Source organism: Psychrobacter sp. N25K4-3-2, from assembly GCF_015351755.1.
In the GTDB taxonomy this organism is placed as follows: Bacteria; Pseudomonadota; Gammaproteobacteria; order Pseudomonadales; family Moraxellaceae; genus Psychrobacter; species Psychrobacter glaciei.
This window is the reverse complement of sequence record NZ_JADKLX010000002.1, coordinates 230,489-254,922: the sequence shown is the minus strand read 5'-3', so window position 1 is coordinate 254,922 and position 24,434 is coordinate 230,489. Positions and strand designations below refer to the sequence as shown.

General features: G+C 43.1%; 19 protein-coding genes. 9 read left to right on the top strand and 10 right to left on the bottom strand.

Annotated features, from left to right (window positions below; translation table 11 throughout):
* Positions 1 to 22: 22 nt before the first annotated feature.
* From IOD06_RS06090 to IOD06_RS06065, 6 genes are all read right to left on the bottom strand, one after another.
* Positions 23 to 1,711: an MFS transporter gene (locus IOD06_RS06090; RefSeq protein WP_194619949.1), complete on the bottom strand. Its 1,689-nt coding sequence runs from the start codon at positions 1,709 to 1,711 to the stop codon at positions 23 to 25.
* 193 nt (positions 1,712 to 1,904) lie between these two features.
* Complete coding sequence (locus tag IOD06_RS06085; RefSeq protein ID WP_010201074.1) at positions 1,905 to 2,540, bottom strand: glutathione S-transferase family protein; 636 nt, start codon at positions 2,538 to 2,540, stop codon at positions 1,905 to 1,907.
* A gap of 31 nt (positions 2,541 to 2,571) precedes the next feature.
* Entirely contained in the window at positions 2,572 to 3,249 is a 678-nt protein-coding gene (locus IOD06_RS06080) for a type 1 glutamine amidotransferase domain-containing protein (protein ID WP_010201076.1), read from the bottom strand.
* 165 nt (positions 3,250 to 3,414) lie between these two features.
* Complete coding sequence (locus IOD06_RS06075) at positions 3,415 to 4,473, bottom strand: NADP-dependent oxidoreductase (RefSeq protein ID WP_194619946.1); 1,059 nt, start codon at positions 4,471 to 4,473, stop codon at positions 3,415 to 3,417.
* 308 nt (positions 4,474 to 4,781) lie between these two features.
* The gene (locus tag IOD06_RS06070; RefSeq protein ID WP_189584749.1) at positions 4,782 to 5,993 is read right to left on the bottom strand and encodes an iron-containing alcohol dehydrogenase; all 1,212 of its coding nucleotides are present in this window, start codon (positions 5,991 to 5,993) and stop codon (positions 4,782 to 4,784) included.
* 256 nt (positions 5,994 to 6,249) lie between these two features.
* Entirely contained in the window at positions 6,250 to 6,852 is a 603-nt protein-coding gene (locus IOD06_RS06065; RefSeq protein WP_194619944.1) for a TetR/AcrR family transcriptional regulator, read from the bottom strand.
* A gap of 377 nt (positions 6,853 to 7,229) precedes the next feature.
* On the opposite strand from IOD06_RS06065, the gene IOD06_RS06060 reads away from it, so the two are divergent.
* On the top strand, positions 7,230 to 8,714 hold the full coding sequence (locus IOD06_RS06060) for an aldehyde dehydrogenase family protein (RefSeq protein WP_194619942.1): 1,485 nt from the start codon (positions 7,230 to 7,232) through the stop codon (positions 8,712 to 8,714).
* Positions 8,715 to 8,839: 125 nt separating this feature from the next.
* Here the strand turns inward: IOD06_RS06060 and IOD06_RS06055 are convergent, their stop codons facing one another.
* The gene (locus IOD06_RS06055; RefSeq protein WP_010201084.1) at positions 8,840 to 9,088 is read right to left on the bottom strand and encodes a hypothetical protein; all 249 of its coding nucleotides are present in this window, start codon (positions 9,086 to 9,088) and stop codon (positions 8,840 to 8,842) included.
* Between the two features lie 326 nt (positions 9,089 to 9,414).
* On the opposite strand from IOD06_RS06055, the gene IOD06_RS06050 reads away from it, so the two are divergent.
* From IOD06_RS06050 to IOD06_RS06035, 4 genes are all read left to right on the top strand, one after another.
* Positions 9,415 to 10,806, top strand: coding sequence for a DASH family cryptochrome (locus tag IOD06_RS06050; protein ID WP_194619940.1), 1,392 nt, complete (start codon positions 9,415 to 9,417; stop codon positions 10,804 to 10,806).
* A gap of 59 nt (positions 10,807 to 10,865) precedes the next feature.
* Complete coding sequence (locus tag IOD06_RS06045) at positions 10,866 to 11,303, top strand: DUF3429 domain-containing protein (RefSeq protein WP_194619938.1); 438 nt, start codon at positions 10,866 to 10,868, stop codon at positions 11,301 to 11,303.
* A 304-nt stretch (positions 11,304 to 11,607) separates the two neighbouring features.
* Complete coding sequence (locus tag IOD06_RS06040) at positions 11,608 to 12,849, top strand: NnrS family protein (RefSeq protein WP_194619936.1); 1,242 nt, start codon at positions 11,608 to 11,610, stop codon at positions 12,847 to 12,849.
* Between the two features lie 70 nt (positions 12,850 to 12,919).
* Positions 12,920 to 13,432 carry an Rrf2 family transcriptional regulator gene (locus IOD06_RS06035; RefSeq protein ID WP_194619934.1) on the top strand — a complete coding sequence of 171 codons (513 nt, stop codon included), beginning with the start codon at positions 12,920 to 12,922 and terminating at the stop codon, positions 13,430 to 13,432.
* Positions 13,433 to 13,520: 88 nt separating this feature from the next.
* Here the strand turns inward: IOD06_RS06035 and IOD06_RS06030 are convergent, their stop codons facing one another.
* The 3 genes from IOD06_RS06030 to IOD06_RS06020 form a co-directional block, all read right to left on the bottom strand.
* Positions 13,521 to 14,267 carry a hypothetical protein gene (locus IOD06_RS06030; protein ID WP_194619932.1) on the bottom strand — a complete coding sequence of 249 codons (747 nt, stop codon included), beginning with the start codon at positions 14,265 to 14,267 and terminating at the stop codon, positions 13,521 to 13,523.
* Positions 14,268 to 14,600: 333 nt separating this feature from the next.
* Positions 14,601 to 15,356, bottom strand: coding sequence for a hypothetical protein (locus tag IOD06_RS06025; protein WP_194619930.1), 756 nt, complete (start codon positions 15,354 to 15,356; stop codon positions 14,601 to 14,603).
* A gap of 146 nt (positions 15,357 to 15,502) precedes the next feature.
* Complete coding sequence (locus IOD06_RS06020; RefSeq protein ID WP_194619928.1) at positions 15,503 to 16,444, bottom strand: dienelactone hydrolase family protein; 942 nt, start codon at positions 16,442 to 16,444, stop codon at positions 15,503 to 15,505.
* Between the two features lie 619 nt (positions 16,445 to 17,063).
* On the opposite strand from IOD06_RS06020, the gene IOD06_RS06015 reads away from it, so the two are divergent.
* From IOD06_RS06015 to IOD06_RS06000, 4 genes are all read left to right on the top strand, one after another.
* Positions 17,064 to 18,197: an MFS transporter gene (locus tag IOD06_RS06015; protein ID WP_265087667.1), complete on the top strand. Its 1,134-nt coding sequence runs from the start codon at positions 17,064 to 17,066 to the stop codon at positions 18,195 to 18,197.
* A gap of 209 nt (positions 18,198 to 18,406) precedes the next feature.
* The gene (locus IOD06_RS06010) at positions 18,407 to 20,077 is read left to right on the top strand and encodes a fatty acid--CoA ligase (protein ID WP_194619924.1); all 1,671 of its coding nucleotides are present in this window, start codon (positions 18,407 to 18,409) and stop codon (positions 20,075 to 20,077) included.
* A gap of 254 nt (positions 20,078 to 20,331) precedes the next feature.
* A complete protein-coding gene (locus IOD06_RS06005; protein WP_194619922.1) occupies positions 20,332 to 22,377 on the top strand; it encodes a propionate--CoA ligase in 2,046 nt (681 codons plus the stop codon).
* A gap of 161 nt (positions 22,378 to 22,538) precedes the next feature.
* A complete protein-coding gene (locus IOD06_RS06000) occupies positions 22,539 to 23,927 on the top strand; it encodes a GntP family permease (RefSeq protein ID WP_194619920.1) in 1,389 nt (462 codons plus the stop codon).
* Positions 23,928 to 24,434 lie beyond the last annotated feature (507 nt).

Genomic DNA, 24,434 nt, shown 5'->3' with positions numbered 1-24,434 from the left:
ATCACTCATGCAATAAAAGGTGTTATTTTGGTTCACGCATTTTTGCAATAACAGCAAGCTCTTTGGCCAGAGGATTGCGTTTGTGATAACGATAGTAAAAATAATTGAGTAATAACATAGCAGTAGCTACAGTTGACAGAATGGCCATGATAAAAAACAAATCACCATAAGCGGAGACCGTTGCTTGGCGCTGAATCCCTTGCAAAACTTGGTTCATTGCAGCCACATTCGCTTGCGCTGCATCCGTCGTTTGGTTTGACAATACACTACGAGTACCAGCAATTTGAGCGCTGAACGTAGGATTACCCAAATTCAGTGAGCTGACCATATCTGCATAATGGACCTGTGTGCGAATAGTCGTAAATGCCTGAATAGCCGCTGCACCTGCCAATCCGCCAACCGTTTGGGAAATACCAAAGATAACCGAAAAACTAATGATATAAGCAGGGCCACTAGCAATAGCTCGCAGAAATCCTTCGAAAACCAAAGGCCCCATAAAGTATACTGCGGCAAATGCAATCAAAAACTGGCTAATATAAAACATATAGGGAGCGGAATTAATAGACACCCCAACGTCCATCCAAGACCCTAAGGCAATCAATGCCACTGCAAAAATAACGGGTCGGCGTAAATCCATCGGATTGGTGCTAAAAATACTAATCACCAAAGCCAACACACTGGCAGCCAATATGACCGCATAAAAAGTAATGAGCTGATCGTTACCATAGCCTAAGTTGGCAAGTAATCCTGCCGCACCGACATTTTGCTCAGATAGCAAAATTCGCATGACAGCGCCCGTAATCATAAAAGCGATAATATTGCGGCTACGCATCCAGCGAACTTGCAGCATTGGGTTTTTGCGATGCGTTTCAATCCATAAGGCGATGCTGATTCCAATAATGGCAATCATCAATGGATAGACAAGCCAAGGCGTCGTCCACCACAGAATCCTACCTTGCACCAAAATGACCGCTAATGCAGCCAGACCACTGGCAAAAAACCCAAAGCTGAGAAAATCGAGTTTCTCAAATACTTTTTCTGTATTACCTGGTGGTAGCTCTAAGATGTTAATCAGCCCAAAGCAAATCAGTGCCAAACCAAATTGGAATAGAAATAAGCTTTCAAGCTGACCATCGATGGTGAGGTAGGGCGAGATGATGCGGGATAATGGAATACCGAACTGTACCAAGCCAAAGCCCAATATTAGGCCACTAGTACGTTTGACAGTTGGCATACCTTGCAAGCAATAAAATAAGCCCAATATGGTCATGCCACTGGCCACCATACCGCTAAGTCCCCTTGCGACAATCTCTAGGTAATAGGGCTCGATGCCAATGTTAGGCGTATCTAATAAGTGACTACTGATCAGCCACTGTAGACTCGTAGCGGCTAACAGAAAAAATAGGGTGATTTTACTAAACAGTGACATGCCAAATTGTTGGCGAATTTTGTACAGTAGAACGGTAATACAAGCATTGGTCATATTGTAGCTGACAGATATCCAACCACCTTCGGCGGGCGTTAATCCCAATTGGCCTTGAATTTGAGTGAGATTTGCGACAAGTAGACCATTTTGAAAGCTGGCTGTAAGACCAACGAAAATTCCAATCAGCAAATAAAACACTTTACGGCGTGCAGGATGATCAGGATTGGCTGGAGAGCCCACCATCATTGGTTGTTCGTGGGGCTTAAACTGGTATTCGTTACTCATGGTCGTATGATGATTTGTGTGAGTGAATAGAGTAAGGACATGGTACAGCTCCCCTATGATTGGCGGCGCTAGATGAGCGTGTCAGCAACTGATCTTAGTACAGTTATTAATGGAATAAAACCACAAAAATAGCCCAAGATAGACTTGGGCTATTTTATCATATTTGTTATTGAGCATTTATTATGAAGCGTGTTTACGCTTGCTTTGACTCGTCATGCTCAGCTTCAAGATTCATCGCACGTTGATAGCTATCAAGACTGGCCAGCTTTTCAGCATATTGTTTAATATGTGGATAAGCGTCCAGTTTTTGACGTTGAGCAAGAATGATCAAGTCAAACGACAGCATAAAATCAGCACCGCTCAATTTATCACCCACAATAAACGACTTACCCTCAACTGAGGTGTCTAGATATTTGAACAGTCGGGTTTTTTCTATCTCTATATAACCGTTCAAAAACTCATTGTCATTGATACCTGCTTTTTTGGTAAACAATTCAAGCATCAATGGCAACATCAGCGAGCTTTCGGCAAAGTCAATCCACTGTAGATAATGCCCATAATCGGCACTGTCAGGAGCAGGGCGTAGACGATCTGGCGCAAAGCGTTCGATCAATAGCTCAGTAATGGCCCCTGACTCCGAGTATATTTCACCATCCATTTCAATGACCGGTGATTTACCAAGAGGATGCACAGCTTTTAAGCTATCAGGTGCCAAGTGCGTTTTAGCATCGCGCTGATGACTGACGATCTCATAAGGGACGCCAAGCTCTTCTAAAAGCCATAAAGTACGTAGCGACCGCGATTGGTTGAGATGATGTAAACGAATCATAATAGTAGCCTTTTTTACTTCGTTAATTGGATCAACCGTTAAGCTTTGCCATTAGACGCTTAGCTGCTTCTTCTGACGATGCTGGGTTTTGACCTGTGATTAACAAGCCGTCTTCTACCACAAACGATTCCCAATCAGCCGCTTTTTCGTAATTACCGCCATTGGCTTTAAGCGCATCTTCTACTAAGAAAGGCACTACATCTGTAAGGCCAACTGCGTCTTCTTCTGAATTGGTAAAACCAGTAACAGTTTTACCTTTCACTAGGTACTCACCATCAACTTTGACGTTTTTAAGCGCAGCAGGAGAATGACAAACAAAAGCAACAGGCTTATCTTGTTTTACAAATGTCTCGATCAGATTGATAGAGTTTTCATCAACTGCCAAATCCCACAATGGGCCGTGACCACCAGGGTAAAAGACTGAATCAAAGTCTTCTGCTTTCATATCAGCCAGTTTTTTGGTGTTAGCTAAATGCTCTTGAGCGTCTTTATCATCTTTAAAACGGGTGGTATCTTTGGTTTGCGCATCTGGTGTGTCACTACTAGGATCTAGCGGTGGCTGACCACCAGCAGGAGAGGCGATCGTGACATTGGCGCCAGCATCAAGAAAAGCATAGTAAGGTGCGGCAAATTCTTCTAGCCAAAAACCTGTTTTCTTACCAGTATCGCCCAATTTATCGTGTGAAGTTAGTACCATTAAAATATTCATGATTATCCTTATTTATTATTAACATTGTTTATAAATGATTTATTGTTAGCAGCCATCTTTGACCAATCGTACTTAGTCAATAATAGCGATGACTGCCAACAGTATTCATGGTTAAGATGTCATTTTCAGTGGTTGTCTTAACAAATTATGTTGTTAACTCGTTATCTAACCGATTTGTTCGACATCAGATACTTTTACGACGGTCTTACCAAAGTTATCACCATTGAGCATGTCAACGAAGGCATTTGGTGCATTATCTAAGCCATCAGCAATATATTCTTTGGTTTTGACATCACCTGATTCTACCCATTTGCTCATGGTTTCTAAAAATTCTGGGAAGTGATCGCCATACTCTTCAAAGATGATGAAGCCTTTAACGGTTAAACGGTTGGCCAATACTTGACCCATTAGCATACCCAAGCGGTCTTTGCCGTCAGGTAAGTCAGTGGCGTTATATTGTGATACTAGACCACATACTGGGATACGGGCATGCGCGTTCAATAGTGGTAATACTGCATCGAACACTTTACCGCCAACGTTTTCGTAATAGATGTCGATACCATCTGGACATGCTGCTTTTAGTTGCTCAGCGAAGTCATCGGCTTTGTGATCGATACAGACATCAAAGCCAAGCTCGTTGACCGCAAAATCACATTTTTCTTTGCCGCCTGCGACACCGACAGTGCGCAGACCATATTGATTACCCACTTGACCAACCGTTGCACCGACAGGACCAGTAGCCGCTGCGACAACCAAAGTTTCGCCTTTTTGTGGTTTGCCGATATCGGTCAAACCCATATAACCAGTAAAGCCTGGCATACCTAACACGCCTAAGCCGTAAGACGGGTTTGACATATTTTTATCAAGCTTAAGGACACCTTCGCCATCGCTGACGCTGTAGTCCTGCCAGCCTGAATTTGAGACTACTAAATCGCCTTTGGAGAAACCATCGACATTGGATTCAACGACTTGAGCGACTGTGCCGCCCATCATGACATCACCAACTTCTAAGGGATCAGCGTAGCTTTTGGCATCGCTCATACGTCCGCGCATATATGGGTCTAATGATAGATAGACCGTACGCAGTAGCATCTCACTGTTATTGGGTGTTGGGATGTCGCTAGTAGCCATGTCAAAATTTTCAGCTTTTGGCTCACCAGTAGGACGACTGGCCAGTTTGATTTGACGATTTTGTTGTTGGTTTTGTTGTTTTTCAAAGCTCATAGTAAAGCCCCTTTTTTATTTATTGAGTGTTAGATGTTGATTGTCAGTTAATGACTAATACTTAGAAAGTTAACTGTTTAATCATTGGGTATTGCATAGCCGTTTTTTAATAGTTATTGGCTAGTTACTGATTGAGAGGGCAGTAACTACTCACTGTTGAATAGTTACTGTTATTTTCATGATAATTTTATTTTGATGGTACTTTTATTTTCATGACAATATCATTTCGGATAGTGTCATTTAAAGGAGGACAATCACAAACAAATACTATTTAACCTAACATCGCATTTGTTTGCTGTATTCATTGGTTACGAAGCCTTGCTAGTAACCGCACGGTCCAAGATACGACGTGATACGTCAAGATCGTTTTTGCCGTGCTCACCCAGCTTGACCATGTTATGAGCTTCAAGTTGTTTGATGATAGGATCAATGGCAGCATTGTCTAAATCAACATCTTCTAAACTTACTGGCAAGCCAAGCTCGCGGAAGAAGTTTTCAGTGTTGACAATCGCTGTCTCAATGATGGTGTCATCATCTTGGTCAGTATCGGTGAGGTTCCATACATTACGTGCATACTGAAGCAATTTCTCTTTTTTGCTTTCTTTTAGCTCGCGCATCACTGATGGTAAAACGATGGTTAATGTACGTGCATGATCGATGGCGTGCAATGAAGTCAATTCATGACCAACCATATGCGTCGTCCAATCCTGTGGCACACCAGTACCAATCAGACCGTTCAGTGCCATGGTCGCTGTCCACATAATGTTTTTACGCGTTTCCATGTTTTCTGGGTCTTTTTTGACTGCTGGACCTTCTTCAATCAGAATTTTCAACAAGCTCTCAGCAAAGGCATCTTGCACTTTTGCATTGACTGGATAGGTTAGATACTGTTCCATCACATGGACGAAGGCATCGGCAACGCCGTTCATTACCTGACGCTCAGGCAAAGTCAATGTCTTAGTAGGATCTAATATTGAGAACTTAGGGAAGGCAAGTGGGTTACCAAACGGTAGTTTTGCTTGGCGTTCGCTATAGTTGACAACGCCGCCAGAGTTCATCTCTGAACCAGTCGCTGGAATCGTTAAGACTGCACCTAGATCAACGGCAGAGTCGATATTTCTGCAATAGCTTGTCAAGGCATCCCATGCTTGATCGCGTGAGACAGTACCGTCTTCTTCTGTTAATGAAGCCACAAGCGCCACAAACTTACTGCCATCAATGACCGAACCGCCACCGACTGCTAATAAGAAATCAATATTGTGCTCGTTAACCATGTCAGCAGCTTTTAATAGTGTGACAAATTCTGGATTTGGCTCAATACCACCGAACTCAAAGACAGTACGGTTTCCGCTCGCAGACAAAGCATCTTTTACTTCGTCTAATGTACCAGTGCGCTGTGCTGAACCGCCACCGTAAGTAATAAGAACACGGGCGTCAGTAGGAACTAGATCTGATAATTGCTCGATTTGACCTTCACCAAAAACGATACGTACTGGGTTGTAATATTGAAAGTTATTCATAATTTTCCTAAAAGTTATAGAGTGTATGTCTGAAATTAAAAGCTAAAATTCGTGATGCTTGTTTTAAACATCTGCAGGCATTGTACATTAATTAGACCGGTCGTCTAGTATTTTCTGTAAATAATTACAAAAGTATCGTAAACCAAATGATATGAATCCAACGAACCGTTATTTACTATTAAGGTGCTTTTCATTGAAAACACCTAGTAATTGAGAGTGGTGATTTAGACTAACGACTGAGAATAAGTAACGACCGTTAGCGCCCCATTTGCGAAGTCGTCATTTGCCAAACTTCCGCAAGCGGCGTATTGGTTTGACTGGTCTTAGCGATTAAGCTGGCTCCGAGCCATGCAAAATACCAGCGCTTAGCCATACTCTCGGCAGCGATATTGTCAGGCTGTGGTACAGAACCATCGACCCAGCCCGCTTTTATTTGTGTGGCTAGCCAAGTGACGGTCTGCTGATAGCCAGCATTTAACGCCTCACGCATCGTCTCTGACATGTCTGCCACCTCGGCGCTGAGCTTGACGACCAAGCATTTCTCGTGGTCACAGCCATTCTGTTGGGTGTCGTACCAATTCTGAAAATAGTTATACAGTTTTTGCTGCGCACTCACATCTTGCCCGCCGATCGCTTCTAGACGATGCTTATAATTGACAAAATAGTGACTGATGATCGATTCGCCAAAGGCTTCCTTTGAGGCAAAATAATGATAAAACGAGCCTTTGGGCACCCCTGCAGTATCCAATATTTGCTTGATACCAACAGCGGTAAAGCCTTTTTTGGCTATTAATTGGTAGCCAGTCGCAAGTAAATGAGCTTTTGTATCAGGTGTAGTAGTGTCTGTTATGTTAGACATAGGTAGGATGTTCTCCTTTAGTAGCAGTATTTATATAAGATAGTCAGCGTTCATTTGAACGTCATGTTGATAGCGTATTGTAATAGGATATATTTATAGGTGTTACGTTTTATCAACAATATTTACTGACAAAGTAGTCTTGTTTTATTGATAGCTATGGTAGCATTAGACCAGTCGTCTAGCAAGGTAGGTTTTGTTGTTATCCGTTATCACAGCGTCTCCATTCTAACTGATGGCTTTTAACTAATTGTTCAACCATAACTTCAGACTTACTACTTATAAGATATGCTTCTAATTGAGATATCTCCGACTTAATAATTTTGTTCAAATAATCGAAAATAAACATTCAGCACAACAAACCAAAAATAAGGCTAATTATGTCAACCAATAATACAACTACCAGTGCATATACTGACTTCCATTTGCAGTTCATCGCTGGTGAATGGCAAACAGGTAAGGACGACAGCAGCAATACTAATACCAATCCCTACAATGGCGATACGCTCGTAGAGATTCAGCAAGCAACCAAAGATCAGCTTAATGAAGCATATGATGCTGCGAGCCAAACTCAAGAAGCATGGGCTAAGCAAACGCCTGCAACGCGAGCCGCAGTATTATATAAAGTGGTAAATATATTGGATCAGCGCCAAGAAGAAATCGTTGATTGGCTAATCAAAGAGTCGGGCAGCACACGTATCAAAGCGATGGTCGAATTCAGTGCGACGCGTGCGATTACCCTTGAAGCAGCGACGTTCCCTAACCGTGTACATGGTGAGATTCGTCCATCGAATACCCCTGGCAAAGAAAACTTTATTTATCGCGAACCTATTGGTGTCGTAGCAGTTATTAGCCCATGGAACTTTCCTCTACATTTGACTCAGCGCTCTATCGCACCAGCCCTAGCGCTTGGTAACGCAGTGGTACTTAAGCCTGCTAGCGATACGCCAGTGACCGGTGGTCTACTGCTCGCAAAAGTTTTTGAAGAAGCGGGTCTGCCAAAAGGTCTATTAAATGTGGTAGTTGGCTCAGGTAGCGAGATAGGCGATGCAATCGTTGAACACAAAGCGCCAAGCCTAGTTTCGTTCACAGGTTCAACCTCAGTCGGTAAACACATTGGTGAGCTAGCAAATGGTGGTGAATACATCAAGCAAGTAGCACTTGAGCTGGGCGGTAACAGTCCGTTCGTCGTACTAAAAGATGCTGATATTGAGCAAGCAGTAAAAGCGGCTGCCTTTGGTAAGTTCTTGCATCAAGGTCAAATCTGTATCGCGATTAACAGAGTCATCGTAGAAGACGAGATATATGATGACTTTGTAGAGCGTTTCTTAGCACACGTCAAAACATTGAACGTCGGTGATCCTAATAAGCAAGATACCGCTGTTGGTCCGATTATCAATGCCAAGCAAGTTAAATCGCTCAAAGAAAAAATTGCTAAAGCGCAGGAAGAAGGCGCAAAAATGATACTAAGTGGCGAGATTCAAGGCCAAGTCGTACCGCCGCATATCTTTACCGAAGTCACTCGCGAAATGGATCTATCACGTAATGAAGTGTTTGGACCACTGGTCGGTATCATCCGTGCTAAAGACGAAGACGATGCACTATCGATCGCCAATGATTCTATGTATGGTCTGTCTAGTGCCGTGTTCACTGCTGATATGCAAAAAGGCCTGCGCTTCGCTCGCGGTATCAGAGCTGGCATGACCCACATCAATGACATCTCAGTCAATGATGAGAGCAATACGCCGTTTGGTGGTGAGAAAAACTCAGGCATCGGCCGCTTCAACGGTGAGTGGGTATTAGAAGAATTCACTAGAACACATTGGATCTCAATGCAAAATGAGCCACGTGAATATCCATTCTAATTGTCTTAAATTAGCTATTAAATCTAGCTGATAGCTAATAAAAAAGACCGCTTTGATAGCGGTCTTTTTTTGTGTGACATCAGGAAGTTTATGGAAAGCGGTATATCTGAGAGTTAGTCAATCTCTTATCTCGCATGAAAGCCCAGTAATCCTTCAATCTCTTCAATAGTCATCCGTCTTACCAGTGCTTGCTCTTCTACCGACAGGCGATTGGTGTGTTCTTTTATCATCGTATGAATACTCCGCGATATCTCAGAGGTGGTCGCATAATACATTTGAGGCTGCTCTTTTGTCAATCTCATCAAAAATCGATTGATAAGTTTACGCTTTTCATCTGATTTATTTTCTTCAGTCGTAGTATTATTTTGAGTCATGATGTTCTCCTAGAGGTAAACCATTTAAGCAGTCAGACACATGAGAGTCAATGCTTATAAGTGGTTTCTGGGGCTGAGCGCATTGCCTTACAAGTATTAGGTTAGCATCAGCTCAAAGAGACAGAACTATTTTTTGCCATTTCATTGTTAAAAATACACGCTTAGAATGACTAAACTTACTACTTTTAATGTCGAACTGTCTAAAAAATAGTCTCTGTCAGGGCCATGGTCGAATATTCAACACGCCCTAAGTATGTGTTATACCGTATATGATACTTTAAGATTAAAAATAATAAATCAGTGCTAAGTAGCCAGAAGGATAGGGTATGTCAAATCAAGCAGCGAACAACTCAGAGAACAACAATGTCACATTAGTACTATTTCATAATGACTTGAGAGTGGCGGACAATGCCACTTTATTGAAAGCATCTAAGATATCCACTGATGGAAAGCTGCTATTGGTTTATGCGTCATCGTTGACAGATATATTAGATAATAAAGACCATTACGATGCCTATCGCTATGAGGCTATGGGGCAAGCTCGCCAGCAGTTTTTGCATGAGAGCTTGGCTGATTTAAATGCGTCACTAGAGCCGCTTGGTAATAGGTTGCTGTATTTACAGAAAGGCGAAGAAGCATTGGACTTCTTTACTCAGTTGAGTGATCTAATAGAGCAGCAACAAGTGACGGATATCTGCATCAGTCAAACGGCAGATTATAATCAAAATAAAGTATATGACCTTATACAGGCGAAGCATCCCGAGATACAGTGGCATGTTCAAACAACAGCGACTTTGTTTGACAAGTTACCGCTAGAGAGCTTACCCAAAAGCTTTACGCAGTTTCGTAAACAAATAGAAACCGATTATGATTTGTTGCATGCAGAAAAAGATATAGCGATTTATCCAACGCCAGAATCACTTGCTCCATTGCCTGAAAATATGCAGAGTAGGGATGAGTACTTTTTTGAATCTCAGTTGTCTGATCAGGCAGGGCATGATAAGCCATCACAGCAGCCATCCAGTTTTAGAGGTGGGGAGTTAAATGGTTTGAATCACTTACATACCTATTTTGATTCCGATGCGCCCAACACTTATAAAACCACCCGAAACGCGCTAGATGACTGGACACATTCTACGAAGTTCTCCGCTTGGCTTGCAAACGGCTCACTATCTGTAAACACAGTATTGAATCGTCTACGTCGCTATGAGCGCGATATTATCGCAAATGACTCTACCTACTGGATTTGGTTTGAGCTGCTATGGCGTGAGTATTTCTATTGGTATGCTGTCACCCATCAGGAAAAGTTATTTTGGTTTAAGGGCATCGCTCAGCACGCGCCATCAACTCAGTTGGACGAAAGTTTGTTAGCGCAATGGAAAAACGGTACAACACAATATCCTATTGTTAATGCGTGTATGAACCAATTGCGCACGACAGGTTATATGTCGAATCGCGGGCGACAACTGGTTGTTAGCTGCTTTATCCATGAGTTGGGTCTCGATTGGCGTTACGGGGCAGCTTACTTTGAGCAACATTTGGTTGATTATGATGTTGGCAGTAATTGGGGCAATTGGCAATATCTGGCAGGCGTGGGCGCTGATCCAAGAGGATGCAGACAGTTTAATCTCGACAAGCAGACCCAGCAATACGATCCAAATGGTGAGTTTATCCGTCAGTGGCAAGGCAACACTCAAAGAGTGATTAATGTATGTTGAAAACTCCCATTCAACAGATGACAGCTATTATTAGATTAATCATAAGATAGGTTTGAACAATGAAAAAGCCCAGTCCTTATCTAACTTTTGCAGGTGCTATTCCGTTTGCCGCCTGTGCATTTTTGCTGATGATAGACGTTGTTACCGTGCCTATACTTGGCTCAGTAGCCAATATATTAAGTGCTTATGGGCTAGTGATTGCATCATTTATGGTAGGCACGCATTGGGGTAATCATTTGAGCTTGGCTGATGACAATAAGTGGGCTATTAGGCTTCCACTGTATAGCAATGTCATTGCGCTTGGCCTTTGGCTTGGTTTTTTGATCTTATCAGCTGTTGATTTCATTTGGCTATTAGTGATTGGGTTTATAAGTCTGTTGGTTATCGATTATAGTCTGCATCGAGCGCAGATTATCAGTCATGCTTACTTTAAAGTTAGGCAGTATGTCACGGCGATAGTGGTCATATCGTTAGTCGTTGCAGCATTACAGTTGTAAGTGGTATTAACTGAGTCATGGCCAAATAATAGTCAGTTGGCTTTCTCTATTTTTATATAGTCAAATCCATATAAATCCGCTACATCATCACCCTCGCTAAGCATACTAATGTATAACTTGCGCTCGGTTTCCTTGTATCGAAATTATTTGAATTTAACTATACTTGAGATTTTGCTTCTAGAGATTTCCGTAGGCGCCGCACTTCTGTGAGTAAAGTATTTGATAGTTAGACTAAAGATTAATAAAGTTCATTTAAAATGAATGTTATAATTAAAGCCATCTATATTTCTCTAAGAACATGGTTATGCAATCTATCAAGTTACCTAGCAAACCACCAAGCTCTCCGCATCCTATCCTTAATTTGAGCTTTCGCATATTTTTTAGTGCAGCTGCGCTATTTGCCGTAGTAACGATGCTGCTATGGGCGTTTGTGTTCACTGGTCACACGGAAATCGATGCACAGGTATTGAATCCGTTGTATTGGCATGGTCACGAGATGATTTATGGTTATGCACTCGCAGTGGTTGCTGGGTTTTTGCTAACCGCGGTGAAGACTTGGACAGGGGTGATGATGCCGCATGGTTATTCGCTACTGGCAATCTTTACTTGTTGGTTGCTGGCGCGTTTAGGATGGTTGGCTTTTGGGCTTGGTGTCGCTATTGCGGGGAGTAGTGTGTGGTTACTATATGCAGCGGCACTATTTGATATGTTGTTCATCGGAGCGATGGCCTTTGTCATATGTCGTGCAGTGCTACAAGTTAAGCAATACAAACAAATGGGAATTTTGGCAAAGCTGGCGCTATTAACACTGGGCAACGGGCTGTGCTATTGGGGCATTATTAGTGCTGATATGGCCATTACCAGAGTAGGTATATATCTAGGCTTTTACTTAATCATTGGTCTGGTATTGACCATCGGGCGACGGGTAGTTCCTTTCTTTATTGAGCGCGGATTAAGTGGGGGTGGTACAGACAATGTAACGCTACGAAATAGTAAGACTCAAGATATTGCCAGCTTGGCTTTTTTGTTCGCTTTTTTTATGGCTGATTTGTTTTATCCTAATAAGTACTTGCTGACGATCACAGCACTTGGCGTAGCCGTGGTCAATATCATTCGTTTACTAGGATGGTATAATCGCGGTATTTGGCAAAAGCCATTGTTGTGGTCATTGTATATTGCGTTTTTAGGAATGTGTCTGAGTTTCTTATTGTATGCATTACAGCCTTGGCTAGGTTATCCGCACAGCATCGCTATGCATGGACTGGCAATTGCTGGTGTTGGTATGATGACCGTGGCGATGATGACTAGAGTATCGCTTGGACATACGAGTCGCAGTATTCATCAGCCACCAAAAACGGTAAACGTTATGTACGGTTTGATGGTATTGGTATTTATCAGCCGAGTGCTATTACCGCTGGTCGATATGAGTCATTATCTAGCATGGATTATGGTGGCTCAAAGCGCGTGGATTGCTTGCTTTGTATTATTTTGCATCAGTTATTTGCCGATGCTGACACGACCGAGACCAGACGGCTTATTTGGGTAATGTGCTTTAGCTCATCAATGTTGAAACCGTAAAATTTTAATACTCTCAAAACAGACAGGAGCGTGAATCAATGCGATTAACCAATTATAGTGACTACGCACTGCGCTCATTAATTTATTTAGCAGTGAAGCCAGATCAGCACTCATTGGCTAATATCAGTGACATAGCAGACAGCTATCATATTTCTAAGAGCCACTTAACTAAGATTATTCATCAGCTGGGTCAGCTCGGGTACATTGATAGCGTCCGTGGCAAAAATGGCGGTATTCGGTTGGCTTACGCTCCAAAAGATATTAACTTAGGCGTATTGATTAAACAAATTGAACCAGATTTTGCGTTGGTAGAATGTTTTGCCGCGCAGTTGCCCAATACCGAGACAAAACCTCATTCAATAGGCTTACCCATCACCTTGGTAGCGGAATCAGCGCCGACGCCTACTTTGGGCTGTGTAATTAGTCCAGTCTGCCAATTAAAAGGGGTGTTTTTTGAAGCGCTCACTGCTTTTATTACCGTGCTTGAGCGTTATACGTTGGCAGATATCATCAATAATGAGGATGAGCTGGCGACCTTGTTATTTCGATGAGGTTATAGCCACCTCAAAACATAAAAAAAGGCTACCAGAATGGCAGCCCTTTTTTTCACAAAATACGTCGGTCAAAATACGGTACAAGCTATGATTTTTCTAGCTTTGGACGTGCTTTATCAATGGCTTTTAGCAGTGCTTTTTCAAACTCACCTTCTTTAAATCGAACCAGATAAGAATGCGCTGCGCAGAAATTGCGAACGTCGCGCCACTCACTTGCCAAGTTGGTCGCCCAATCGCAATAGTGTGCACCAGCATTTGGCTCGTTTGTGAGGGCTTTTTTGGTAGTAGGGTGCAATATCAGCTCAGGTAATACTGCCTCTAGTAATTTCATTGGGGGACTCATAAAAGTGTCATCAACGTGTAAGCTCTGGCTGGCAGGGTGATAAGCCAATAAAGAACCTGCATGGATCATCTCGTTAGGCGAGATATAGTGGACACCTTCAGATAACGAAAATTTTAATTCAGGGTAGCGCTGTGCCACCGCTTCGCTCTCAACCAAATCCTCTGCCCACTTAATCTCTGGCATTTTTTTATGATGACGGCTGCTGCCATACATAGTGGCTTGCGGAAAGTCTTTTGCCATTTGTGCACAGCTCACCGTGTGGAAAGGATGAACGTTAAGTACCGCTTCGACATCTTGACCATTATTGGTTAGTGCCATGACTTCATCTCGAACGTCACCCGTCAAGGCGTAACTGTCCAAAAATATAAAGCGTCCCGATGCCAGCTTGACCAGTGAGCATTGAGTGCCGATATTTAGCACGCCACCAATACGGAATGTTCCGCGTATGTTCCAAAATCCTGAGCCTAAATCTATAATTTTGTCTGTCATAAATATTGTTCCTTAATTGATCAATGATGAGGTGTAGCAATTTAATAGGGTAGTTATGGGTGACTATAAAAACAGTAAATCACTAAATATAAGCAATTAAATATAAGTCACTAAGTTTAAGCCACTAAATATAAGCAACTATAAATACCAAGATATGGATAATGACGTATGACAGGCATAAAGTCTGTTATAAAAAGGATGTCAAAGACGGCAATATCCCATCGACATCATGAGTTCAATACAAATTGTGATGAACCACCCATATTTTTTCAGCGTTTTTTGATGTTGATAGCTTTTTTACGCTTGTGATTTATTATTGTTTCTTGGATTTGTTTAAGTCATGCAAGCTTTTTCAAGCTCAGGACGGGCGCTGTCAATAGTAGCCAATAGCGCCGCCTCAAATTCACCTTCTTCAAACACTACCAAACCTGAATGCGCACTACAAAAATTGCGCACGTCACACCAGTCATGCGCCAAGTTGATGGCCCAATCACAATAATCTTTGCCAGCATCTGGCTCATCTTTGAGTGCTTTTATGGTCGTAGCATGTAAGTTTATACCTGCTTGTACCGCATTAAATCGCTTCGAAGGTGGCGTCTCGATGGTATCGTCGACATATAGACTTTGGCTGGCAGGATGAAATACCAAGAGCGAGCTTGAGTGCACAGAGTCATCAGGGGCAATATAGTGAATGCCTTTTGGCAGTGAAAATTCAAGCTCAGGATAACGCTCGGCGACCGCTGCACTTTCAACGTAATCTGCGCTCCAATTCACTTCTGGCACTTCCTTATGGTGACGTGCACTGCCATAAAATAGAGCATGTGGAAAGTCTTTTGCTACTCGCGCACAGTGCACCGTATGAAAAGGATGCACATTGAGTACCGCTTCTATGTCCTGCCCATTATTGGTCAGCGCCATCACTTGCGCGCGGACCTCCCCAGTGAGCGTATAACTGTCCAGCAGCACAAACTTTCCAGAGGATAATTTTACCAATGCTGATTGATTGCCTATATCGATCATGCCTTGTCTCACGAACGAGCCGCGAATATTCCAAAAACCTGCACCCAAATCATGTATCTGGTCTTTCATTGTAGACAGTCTCCTTTAAGTCATAGCCAATTTAAAAGTCATCGCTAAATTTAAATTTTCTTAAGTCATATTAAGTTTTCTCAAGTCATAATAGTACGCAAATAAAGGAGTAATTAAAGCAAATGTCACCATTCCTATACACCGCTTTACGAACAGTCTTTATAATCATAAGCAGAGATACGTGGGCTTTTGCTGTAGTTTTCGTTGGCACATAAAAATTTATCGAAGCGTGTGTCATTATTGATATAGCGCTGCATCCACGCGATACCAGGCTTACTCAGCAGTATCTCGTTAAAGCGGTAGGTTGGACAAAAATGACTGCCATTGTCCACCTCAATTTTCATCTTGGGGCCGGTGGCATTATGATAAAAAACATTGGTATATTTCTCATTGGTGGCAATACGGTCACGCTCGCAGGCGATGACTAAAGTTGGTGTCTTTACCTCGCCATAGCTTTTGTCATGATAGGGTGCGAGTGGAATGATGGCTCGTACTGTGCTGCGCTCCTTTGCTAGCTTAAGCGCACCGCCACCGCCCATAGACCAGCCGATAGCGCCCAATCGCTTAGGATCTATCTTATTGCCAACGGTATCATCAGCGATTATGTGGTCTAGTGCGGCATTCAATTGAGTAGCTCTACTATCTGGATCGTCGTAGATAGAGTTGGTATCGATAGTGATAACGACGAATCCCCAAGAAGCCAAACGCGGTCCCCACCATTTGATAGCAGCCTCGTAAGACACGTAACCCGGAACCACAGCGATAGCACCTAACAAGCCGCAACCGATAGCATCGGTTGGGTAGTGAATCGTGCCACCACCGAAGCCTTTTGCTGATTGGCGCGCAACGTGTTTGGTACTGACAGAGAAGGGGCCGTTATCACGAGTATCTGACAGCGCAGCTGCTGTGATCGCGCTATCAGCAATACAGTCTGATGGCACTGTTGGTAATGTTGGCACTGTGGGTAATACTTCATTTGCTGAAATAGTCGTGGTTTCTGATAAGCTGACTTCAGCCAAAGTTGGCATAGAAAAAATCAGCGCGCCTATGGTGATAGTGGCTTTTTTAAGCCAAGCATTTTTTATCATGATAAATATTCTTTTAAGTGAAAGTCGTGTACTTGTGCTGAGCGGCTTATTTGTATTGTTTTATCTTATACTTAAGGCAAAACAATAGTAGACATTAATCTTGTCATTGTCAAAGTTGTGCACTGTCTGCACTGTCTGCACTGTCTGCACGGTATCGGATGCGACTAGGTAGCAGTGCAAATTTAAAAGGTAAAGTGAGGCTGCTTTAAAGAATTATATTTCTATAAGTGAGGTGGGCATCATAGACATAAAATCGTCGGTATCTATTGGTTAAATAACAAAGCTAATGTGGTGCCAATAACACATCTAGAACTGAGTATATGGCTTGATGTGATAACATAAGCCGCTTGTCTTTACGATATGAATGTATCATTTAAAGAGACTGTCTTACCTTCTGGATTTATCGTGCAACTAGATTTATTGTGCAGCGTGTTTAGAACATAGCTCTGTCACCCGTCTCTCATCCAAGCCAATAACAGGTGTGTATCACTGTCGTGGCATAACCAATAAAGTCAGCCTCCTTGTGAATCATTCTAACGACCAGACCCAAAATACCGTCCCACAGCCTTCTGTCTCACCAAATCATTCAACGTCATGGGTTTTAAAGCTCACCTTTGGCTTGATTGGCATGTTCGCTTTTTTACAAGTGTATTCTATTCAAGCGGTGCTACCCGTCCTGATGGTAGATTTTGCGGCGACTGAAGTGCAAGCCGGTATGATCGTTGGGGCAACCGTGTTGGCAATCGCCATCATGTCACCGTTTTTGGGCATGCTCTCTGATGCGGTCGGGCGTAAGTCATTTATCGTTGGTGCTTTGCTATTTTTAGCGATACCGACGGCGCTCATTGCGCAAAGCCCTAGCATTGGTTGGATGGGTATATGGCGCTTCATACAAGGACTCTCTGTGCCCGGTATTACCGTGGTGACCATTGCCTATATCGGAGAAGAGTTTGAGGGACGCGCGGTCACTGAATTGATGTCATTTTATGTCTCAGGTTCGGTATTTGGCGGCTTTATGGGGCGGTTTTTGCTTGGGCATTTACACGAGCTTATTGGCTGGCGTGCCGGCTATTATGTGATGGCAGCGATGACGCTGATAGGTGCGCTCTGGGTCGGTAAAATGCTACCCTCATCGCGTCACTTTGAGGCCAATCCGAACTTTCGCTCAGCGATACAGACGCTGGGTGAGCATTTGACCAATCGTTACGTTGTGACCGCCTGTTTGCTTGGTGCTTGTGTATTATTCTCATTAGTTGGCTGTTTTACCTTTATTAATTTGCACCTAACAGGCACGCCATATGAGCTCGGTACGGGTGCGCTGGCCAATATTTTTGCGGTGTACTTAATTGGGGTAGTCATTACGCCATTGTCCTCTACATTGCTACGTCGATTCGGTTCAGCACGAACCGTTCGGGTGGCCGTTATTGTGTCGATATTTGGGATGTTATTGACGCTGGTGACGCCACTTTGGGGTATTGTCGTAGGGCTCGCGATTATGTCCTCTGGCGTGTTTGTCACTCAGGCGGCAACGATTAGCTATATCGCGGTCAATGTCAAAAAAGGTCGCTCACTGGCTTCTGGTTTATACTATATGGGCTATTATGCAGGTGGCACTCTAGGGGCATGGCTGTGCGGCATGGCCTATGCGCGAGGACAATGGTCTCTTACAGTAGGACTATTATTATTCGTGCAAGTATTGGCATTATCGGTCGCTAGCTTTGGCATGATAAAAACCAAACCCCGAACCACTTAACCTATATATAGCTCGTCAAATATGGCATAAAAATCACAGCTACTATCCTAATACTTACGTAAGCAGCCTTTACATGGTTGAGGTTTTTTCTTACTATCATTACAAGGTTTGTCGAGCATATTTTTTATTAAAATAATAATTTCAGTTCGCCTCAAACCCTTTAATAGCTATTAAAATTACTGTAAATAATTAACAAGGACGTCAGATTTATGTCAAATATCTATCACAGTGCGCCAGCTGCTTATGAGTTCCCATTACTGATTAAGCAATTGTTAAACCGTGCCAAAACCGTCTCACAAGATCAAGAAATCGTTTATGCAGATAAAAAGCGCTTCACTTATAAAGATCTGTTTAATCGTATCAATCGCTTGGCCAATGTTTTAGCCGACCTGAATCTTGATACTGGTGATGTGGTTGCCGTCATGGATTGGGATAGCCATCGCTATTTAGAATCCTACTTTGCGGTGCCAATGTCGCAGTATATTTTGCAGACCGTCAATATCCGTTTATCACCAGAAAAGGTGCTGTACACCATCAATCATGCAAAACCAAAAGTGCTGATGCTGAACTCTGAGTTTGCCGCACTGGTGAAGGATTATCAATTTGAAAACTCCAGTATCGAGCATATTATTTGGCTAGATGATAACGGTATGACGGTAGAAGGCGTTTTTGGTGATAACCAAAGTCGCGTAACGGGTGAGTATGAGGCATTGCTAGAAGCCGCTGATGACACTTTTGAGTTTCCAGATTTTGATGAAAACACGATTGCGACGACTTTTTATACCTCAGGCACCACAGGCGATCCAAAAGGCGTGTTTTTTAGTCATCGTCAGTTGGTACTACATAGTATGGCAGAGGCCGCCACACTGGGTATGTTGCCGAACAAACAAGGCGTGAGTAACGGCGACGTTTATATGCCGATGACGCCGATGTTCCATGTGCATGCATGGGGTTTCCCGTTTACCGCGACCATGGTTGGTCTCAAGCAAGTCTATCCGGGACGTTATGCGCCTGATACTTTGCTGGATTTAATCATCAACGAAAAAGTTAGCATCACCCATTGTGTGCCGACGATTCTGCAAATGGTACTCAAGGAAGCGCAAGATCGAGGTGCCAGTTTTAATGGTCTAAAAATGATCATTGGCGGTTCAAGATTGACCGAAGGGTTAGCAAAATCTGCATTGGCGCAAGATATCGAAGTCTATACGGGCTACGGTATGTCGGAGACAGCGCCGCTCATTAGCCTGACAGAATTTAGCCTCAACGAGCCAGAAATGACGGAAGAAGAAGACATCGCTCGCCGTTGTATGACTGGTAAACCAGTGGTTATGGTGGACGCCCAGATATGGAGTACGAATAATGAGCCAGTTGGCACTGGTGAAGAAAATACGGGCGAGCTGGTACTGCGCGCACCGTGGTTGACCCAAAGCTATCTAAAAAATGATGACGCTGGCAAAGAGCTGTGGGAAAACGGCTATATGCATACTCAAGATATTGCCTATGTACGCCCTGATGGCTATATTAGAATCACGGACCGTCTAAAAGATGTGATTAAATCAGGTGGCGAGTGGATTTCATCATTGGAGATTGAGACGATTTTGTCGCTGCATCCATCAGTGGCTGATGTGTCGGTCATTGGCGTTCGTGATAAGCAGTGGGGCGAGCGTCCATTGGCATTAGTGGTACTCAAGCCTAATGCTCAAGAGACCAAAGTCGAAGATATCAAAGCCATTGCTGAGAAAGCGGTAGAGCGCGGTATCATTCCTAAGTATGGTGTGCCCAGTCAGTTTAAGTTCGTTGATGAATTGCCCAAAACTTCTGTAGGCAAGCATGATAAAAAAGTCATGCGTGAGATGTATGCCGATCAGACCGAAGTATAACTTTACGTGTCTTATTATCTAAAGTCGTTAGCTGTTAAAGTACTTAAATGTTCATTATGATTGAACAGATTGAACAGATTGAACGCTTAACAGTTGACCTTTATTGTTAGCTCTGCTACATTTTAAACCGATACATTATGTATCGGTTTTTCAGTTCTGGCACGGATGACCAGTACCTCATTACGATATTGTTTATCACAACTATATTCAAAACTATATTGCATCATATCTTGTTTACGCTAAGGACAGCTATTATGAGCGACCCAATCAACAACCAAGTGGCAACCGAACTTTCTGAAAATGGCCAAACTCCAGCCACTCAGACCCCGAGCTTTGCTGATATTTACCACAGCTCTATCAACGATCGCGAGCAATTCTGGGCAGAGCAAGCGAAACGTATCTACTGGCATAAAGAGCCGGAACAAATCCTTGATGACAGTAATTTGCCGTTTGCTAAATGGTTCGTCGGCGGTGAGACCAATCTCTGCTATAACTGCGTCGATCGCCATCTGCCTGATCGTGCTGAGCAAGATGCTTTTATTTGGCTGTCCTCAGAGATTAATCAAGAGCTGATAGAAACCTTTCCCACCGTGGCTGATGCTTTTAGCAATCTAGGCAATAACGTTGAGTTCTATACAGACTATACCAAGCGTCGCCTAACCTATAATGACTTGTATAAAGAGGTCAACTACTTCGCAGATGTGCTGCAACGTCATGGTGTTGGAGAGGGCGATCGAGTCATTATTTATATGCCGATGATTCTGGAAGCCGCTTATGCCATGTTGGCTTGTGTGCGTATCGGTGCCATTCATTCAGTGGTATTTGGTGGGTTTGCCGCGCACAATTTAGCCATTCGTATGGATGATGCCGAGGCAAAAATGGTCATCACGGTCGATGCTGGTCTGCGCGGTGGTAAAGTTATTAATTATAAAAACCTTGTCAATCAAGGGGTAGAGCAAGCGACAGCCAAGCCTGAGCATGTATTGGTCGTTGATCGTGGTATTTTACCTTTTGAAGCGCAAGCGATAGATATCGATTATGCGACTGAGCGCCGCATCAGCTGCGAGGCCAATGCCATCGTTGAGCCAGTATGGTTAGAGTCCAACACCCCATCGTATCTACTTTATACCTCTGGTACGACCGGTACGCCAAAAGGGGTGCAGCGTGACACGGGCGGTCATGCCGTGGCGTTAACGACCTCGATGGACTATATTTATGATGGTAAAGCCGGTGAGACCTTTTGGGCGATATCCGATATCGGTTGGGCAGTGGGTCACTCCTATACTATTTATGCGCCATTGCTGGCAGGTATGACCAGCGTTATGTATGAAGGTCTACCGCACCGTCCTAATCCGGGCATCTGGTGGCGTATCGTTGAGGCCAACAAGGTTAATATTCTTTTCACCGCGCCTACAGGTGTGCGTATGCTCAAAAAGCAAGATGAAACTTGGATGACACGCTATGATGTCTCTAGTCTTAAATCTTTCTTTTTAGCCGGTGAGCCACTTGATCAGTCTACAGCGGATTGGTTAAAGAAACATCTGGGCGTGCCTATTTTAGATCATTACTGGCAGACTGAGTCCGGCTGGCCCATCCTAAGCAATACCCCAAAATTTGATGATAAACCGCACAAACAAGGCTCACCTGGTTATCCGATGTATGGCTATGATGCGCATGTGATCAATGAAAAAACAGGCGAGCGTTGTGCTGCGGGCGAAAAAGGCTTGCTGGCAATTACTGCGCCTCTACCACCTGGCTGCCTGACAACCGTATGGCGTAACGATGAGCGCTTTATTAGTAGCTACTTTAGTTTAGCTGATGGCAATGAGTACTCTACATCAGACTATGCCGTAACTGACGAAGATGGTTGCTTTTATATACTCGGCCGTACCGATGATGTCATCAATGTCGCTGGTCATCGGATTGGTACTCAAGAGATTGAGGAGGCGATTAGCACCCATCCTGAGATGGCTGAGTGTGCCGTTGTGGGTATTCATGATGAGCTGAAAGGTGAGTTACCCATCGCGTTTTGTGTGCTAAGAGACCACACCCAAGTGGCCACAACCGAAAACCGCTTTCGCCTTGAGCAACAAATCATTGGCGCAGTCGTCAAGTCGCTTGGCGGCATTGCGCGTCCAGCAGCGGTCTATTTCCCGCAATCAGTACCAAAGACCCGTTCTGGTAAAATACTACGCCGCGCCATACGTGCGCTGGCTGAAAACAAGCCCACAGGAGATATGTCAACACTCGACAATCCAGCAGCGATTGATGCGATTAAGCAGTCTATGAAAGATTATTAGAAAATAATCAGCCTAGGTTTTATTGGTTAGAGTGTGCTAGATATTCAAAAATAGTCTCTGTCGGAGCTATGGTTGGATATCTGGCACACTTTAAGAGAATACCCAATTTTACCTAGTGCATTTCTACGACTTATTCGTTTGCGTTAGAGGAAGTTGCTGTTATGGATATTTTTGCCATTGTATTGTCTTTGGTATTGTTAATGTATTTTGCTTATCGAGGAGTGAGTGTTTTAATACTAGCCCCTGTTCTTGCCATTCTAGCTGTTGTTCTAAGCGGCGTTGGCAGTCAAAGCATGGGAATGTATACCCAGATATTTATGGAGGGGATGGGCAGCTTTGCGGTTAAGTATTTTCCCTTATTTTTACTCGGGGCTATTTTTGGCAAGCTGATGCAAGACTCAGGCTATGCTTATGCCATTGCCAAAACTTTAGTGACAAGATTAGGAGACAAGCATGCCATGCTATCGGTGGTATTGGCTTGCGCTATTCTTACTTATGGCGGGGTATCCGCTTTTGTGGTTACTTTTGCCATATACCCGATTGCCGCTGCTTTGTTCAGACACGTCAATATTCCCAAAAGACTGATACCGGGTGCGATTTGTATTGGTGCCTTAACACTGACCATGACCGCATTACCGGGTACCCCCTCAATTCATAACGCTATTCCCATGCCTTACTTTGAGACAGATGCGTTTGCAGCCCCTGGATTAGGCATTATTGCCGCAATAATTATGCTGGGTGGCGGTATGTTATGGATGAGTCGCCAACTTCGTATTGCCCGTGTGAATAATGAAGGGTATGGCAATCATACTTTAAATGAACAAGACAGCCCTTCGAATAACGATATACCCAATTTCTGGCTAGCACTACTGCCTATTATCATCGTCATATCAGGCAATTATGTCTTTTCAAAGATCATAATACCTTTGTGGAGCAACAGCTACTTAGCTGATGAAAAATTTGGAGGGGTAGAACTAAGCTCGGTCATTGGTATTTGGTCCATAATTCTATCGTTGGTTTTGGCTTGTATTTTTGTTATGGCATTTAATTTTAGAAAAATGGACAGTGTAAAAGAAAGTTTAAACAAAGGTGCTATGGGATCTTTACTACCGATTTTTAATACGGCATCAGAGGTAGGCTATGGGTCTGTTATTGCGACGCTTGCAGGATTTGCCATTATCAAACAGTACCTTATGGGGTTTGCGCCAGGCAATCCATTGATATCTGAAGCGATCATGATTAATGTTTTAGCGGGTATCACAGGCTCAGCGTCTGGTGGGTTGGGTATTGCCCTAGAGATTATGGGCGCAAGTTATATGCAATTAGCAGAGCAGTATAATATTGACCCTGAACTGATGCATCGTATTGCTTCTTTAGCAGCAGGTGGGCTGGACTCATTACCACATAACGGGGCCATCATAACCATGCTCGCTATTTGTGGGCTCACCCATAGAGAGTCCTATAGAGATATCTTTGTGACGGCTGTCTTAGTCCCGTTGATAGCACTAATCACAGTGATTACCTTAGGAACAATGTTTGGGTCGTTTTAATACTTTGTAGAATGATAGTTTGTTACCTAGAAACAAGGTAAACGCTCTAATTTATATATAAAATTTGTTTATATTGCTACTTATGTTGTTCTTTACTCATATTTCACCTTTGAGCTCATGGACTCTCATGGGCTTTTTTTGTTCTTAAATTTTACTCTGCGTTTTTAAGTTAGCGATAAATAATGGCTGATATAAATTTATGATGTCTATGTTTAAAGTTCAGGTTTAAAGTTCAGCTTTAACATTCAGGTCTAGCGTCCATATTTACCGTCAAAAATACCATTCGGAAGGCTAATAGGCTTTTACCAGCGCCAATACTAACAAGGATATTTTTCTTTAGAAGGAACTCCTTTACTAAAACTTCAACAAAGCCCTTGACCCTAAAATTGTTTTATTGTTATAGTCAATAACGATACGTAATAAATCATTTTATAATTAATGTGATTTGTAGCAACCTATGAATTTTTAATCCTCCTCATAACTATAAAGATACCGTTACGCGGTAGT

Excerpts from the sequence above, each read along its gene's own strand:
- IOD06_RS06090 (WP_194619949.1), bottom strand. The coding sequence starts at position 1,711 with ATGAGTAACGAATACCAGTTTAAGCCCCACGAACAACCAATGATGGTG.
- IOD06_RS06085 (WP_010201074.1), bottom strand. The coding sequence starts at position 2,540 with ATGATTCGTTTACATCATCTCAACCAATCGCGGTCGCTACGTACTTTA.
- IOD06_RS06080 (WP_010201076.1), bottom strand. The coding sequence starts at position 3,249 with ATGAATATTTTAATGGTACTAACTTCACACGATAAATTGGGCGATACT.
- IOD06_RS06075 (WP_194619946.1), bottom strand. The coding sequence starts at position 4,473 with ATGAGCTTTGAAAAACAACAAAACCAACAACAAAATCGTCAAATCAAA.
- IOD06_RS06070 (WP_189584749.1), bottom strand. The coding sequence starts at position 5,993 with ATGAATAACTTTCAATATTACAACCCAGTACGTATCGTTTTTGGTGAA.
- IOD06_RS06065 (WP_194619944.1), bottom strand. The coding sequence starts at position 6,852 with ATGTCTAACATAACAGACACTACTACACCTGATACAAAAGCTCATTTA.
- IOD06_RS06060 (WP_194619942.1), top strand. The coding sequence starts at position 7,230 with ATGTCAACCAATAATACAACTACCAGTGCATATACTGACTTCCATTTG.
- IOD06_RS06055 (WP_010201084.1), bottom strand. The coding sequence starts at position 9,088 with ATGACTCAAAATAATACTACGACTGAAGAAAATAAATCAGATGAAAAG.
- IOD06_RS06050 (WP_194619940.1), top strand. The coding sequence starts at position 9,415 with ATGTCAAATCAAGCAGCGAACAACTCAGAGAACAACAATGTCACATTA.
- IOD06_RS06045 (WP_194619938.1), top strand. The coding sequence starts at position 10,866 with ATGAAAAAGCCCAGTCCTTATCTAACTTTTGCAGGTGCTATTCCGTTT.
- IOD06_RS06040 (WP_194619936.1), top strand. The coding sequence starts at position 11,608 with ATGCAATCTATCAAGTTACCTAGCAAACCACCAAGCTCTCCGCATCCT.
- IOD06_RS06035 (WP_194619934.1), top strand. The coding sequence starts at position 12,920 with ATGCGATTAACCAATTATAGTGACTACGCACTGCGCTCATTAATTTAT.
- IOD06_RS06030 (WP_194619932.1), bottom strand. The coding sequence starts at position 14,267 with ATGACAGACAAAATTATAGATTTAGGCTCAGGATTTTGGAACATACGC.
- IOD06_RS06025 (WP_194619930.1), bottom strand. The coding sequence starts at position 15,356 with ATGAAAGACCAGATACATGATTTGGGTGCAGGTTTTTGGAATATTCGC.
- IOD06_RS06020 (WP_194619928.1), bottom strand. The coding sequence starts at position 16,444 with ATGATAAAAAATGCTTGGCTTAAAAAAGCCACTATCACCATAGGCGCG.
- IOD06_RS06010 (WP_194619924.1), top strand. The coding sequence starts at position 18,407 with ATGTCAAATATCTATCACAGTGCGCCAGCTGCTTATGAGTTCCCATTA.
- IOD06_RS06005 (WP_194619922.1), top strand. The coding sequence starts at position 20,332 with ATGAGCGACCCAATCAACAACCAAGTGGCAACCGAACTTTCTGAAAAT.
- IOD06_RS06000 (WP_194619920.1), top strand. The coding sequence starts at position 22,539 with ATGGATATTTTTGCCATTGTATTGTCTTTGGTATTGTTAATGTATTTT.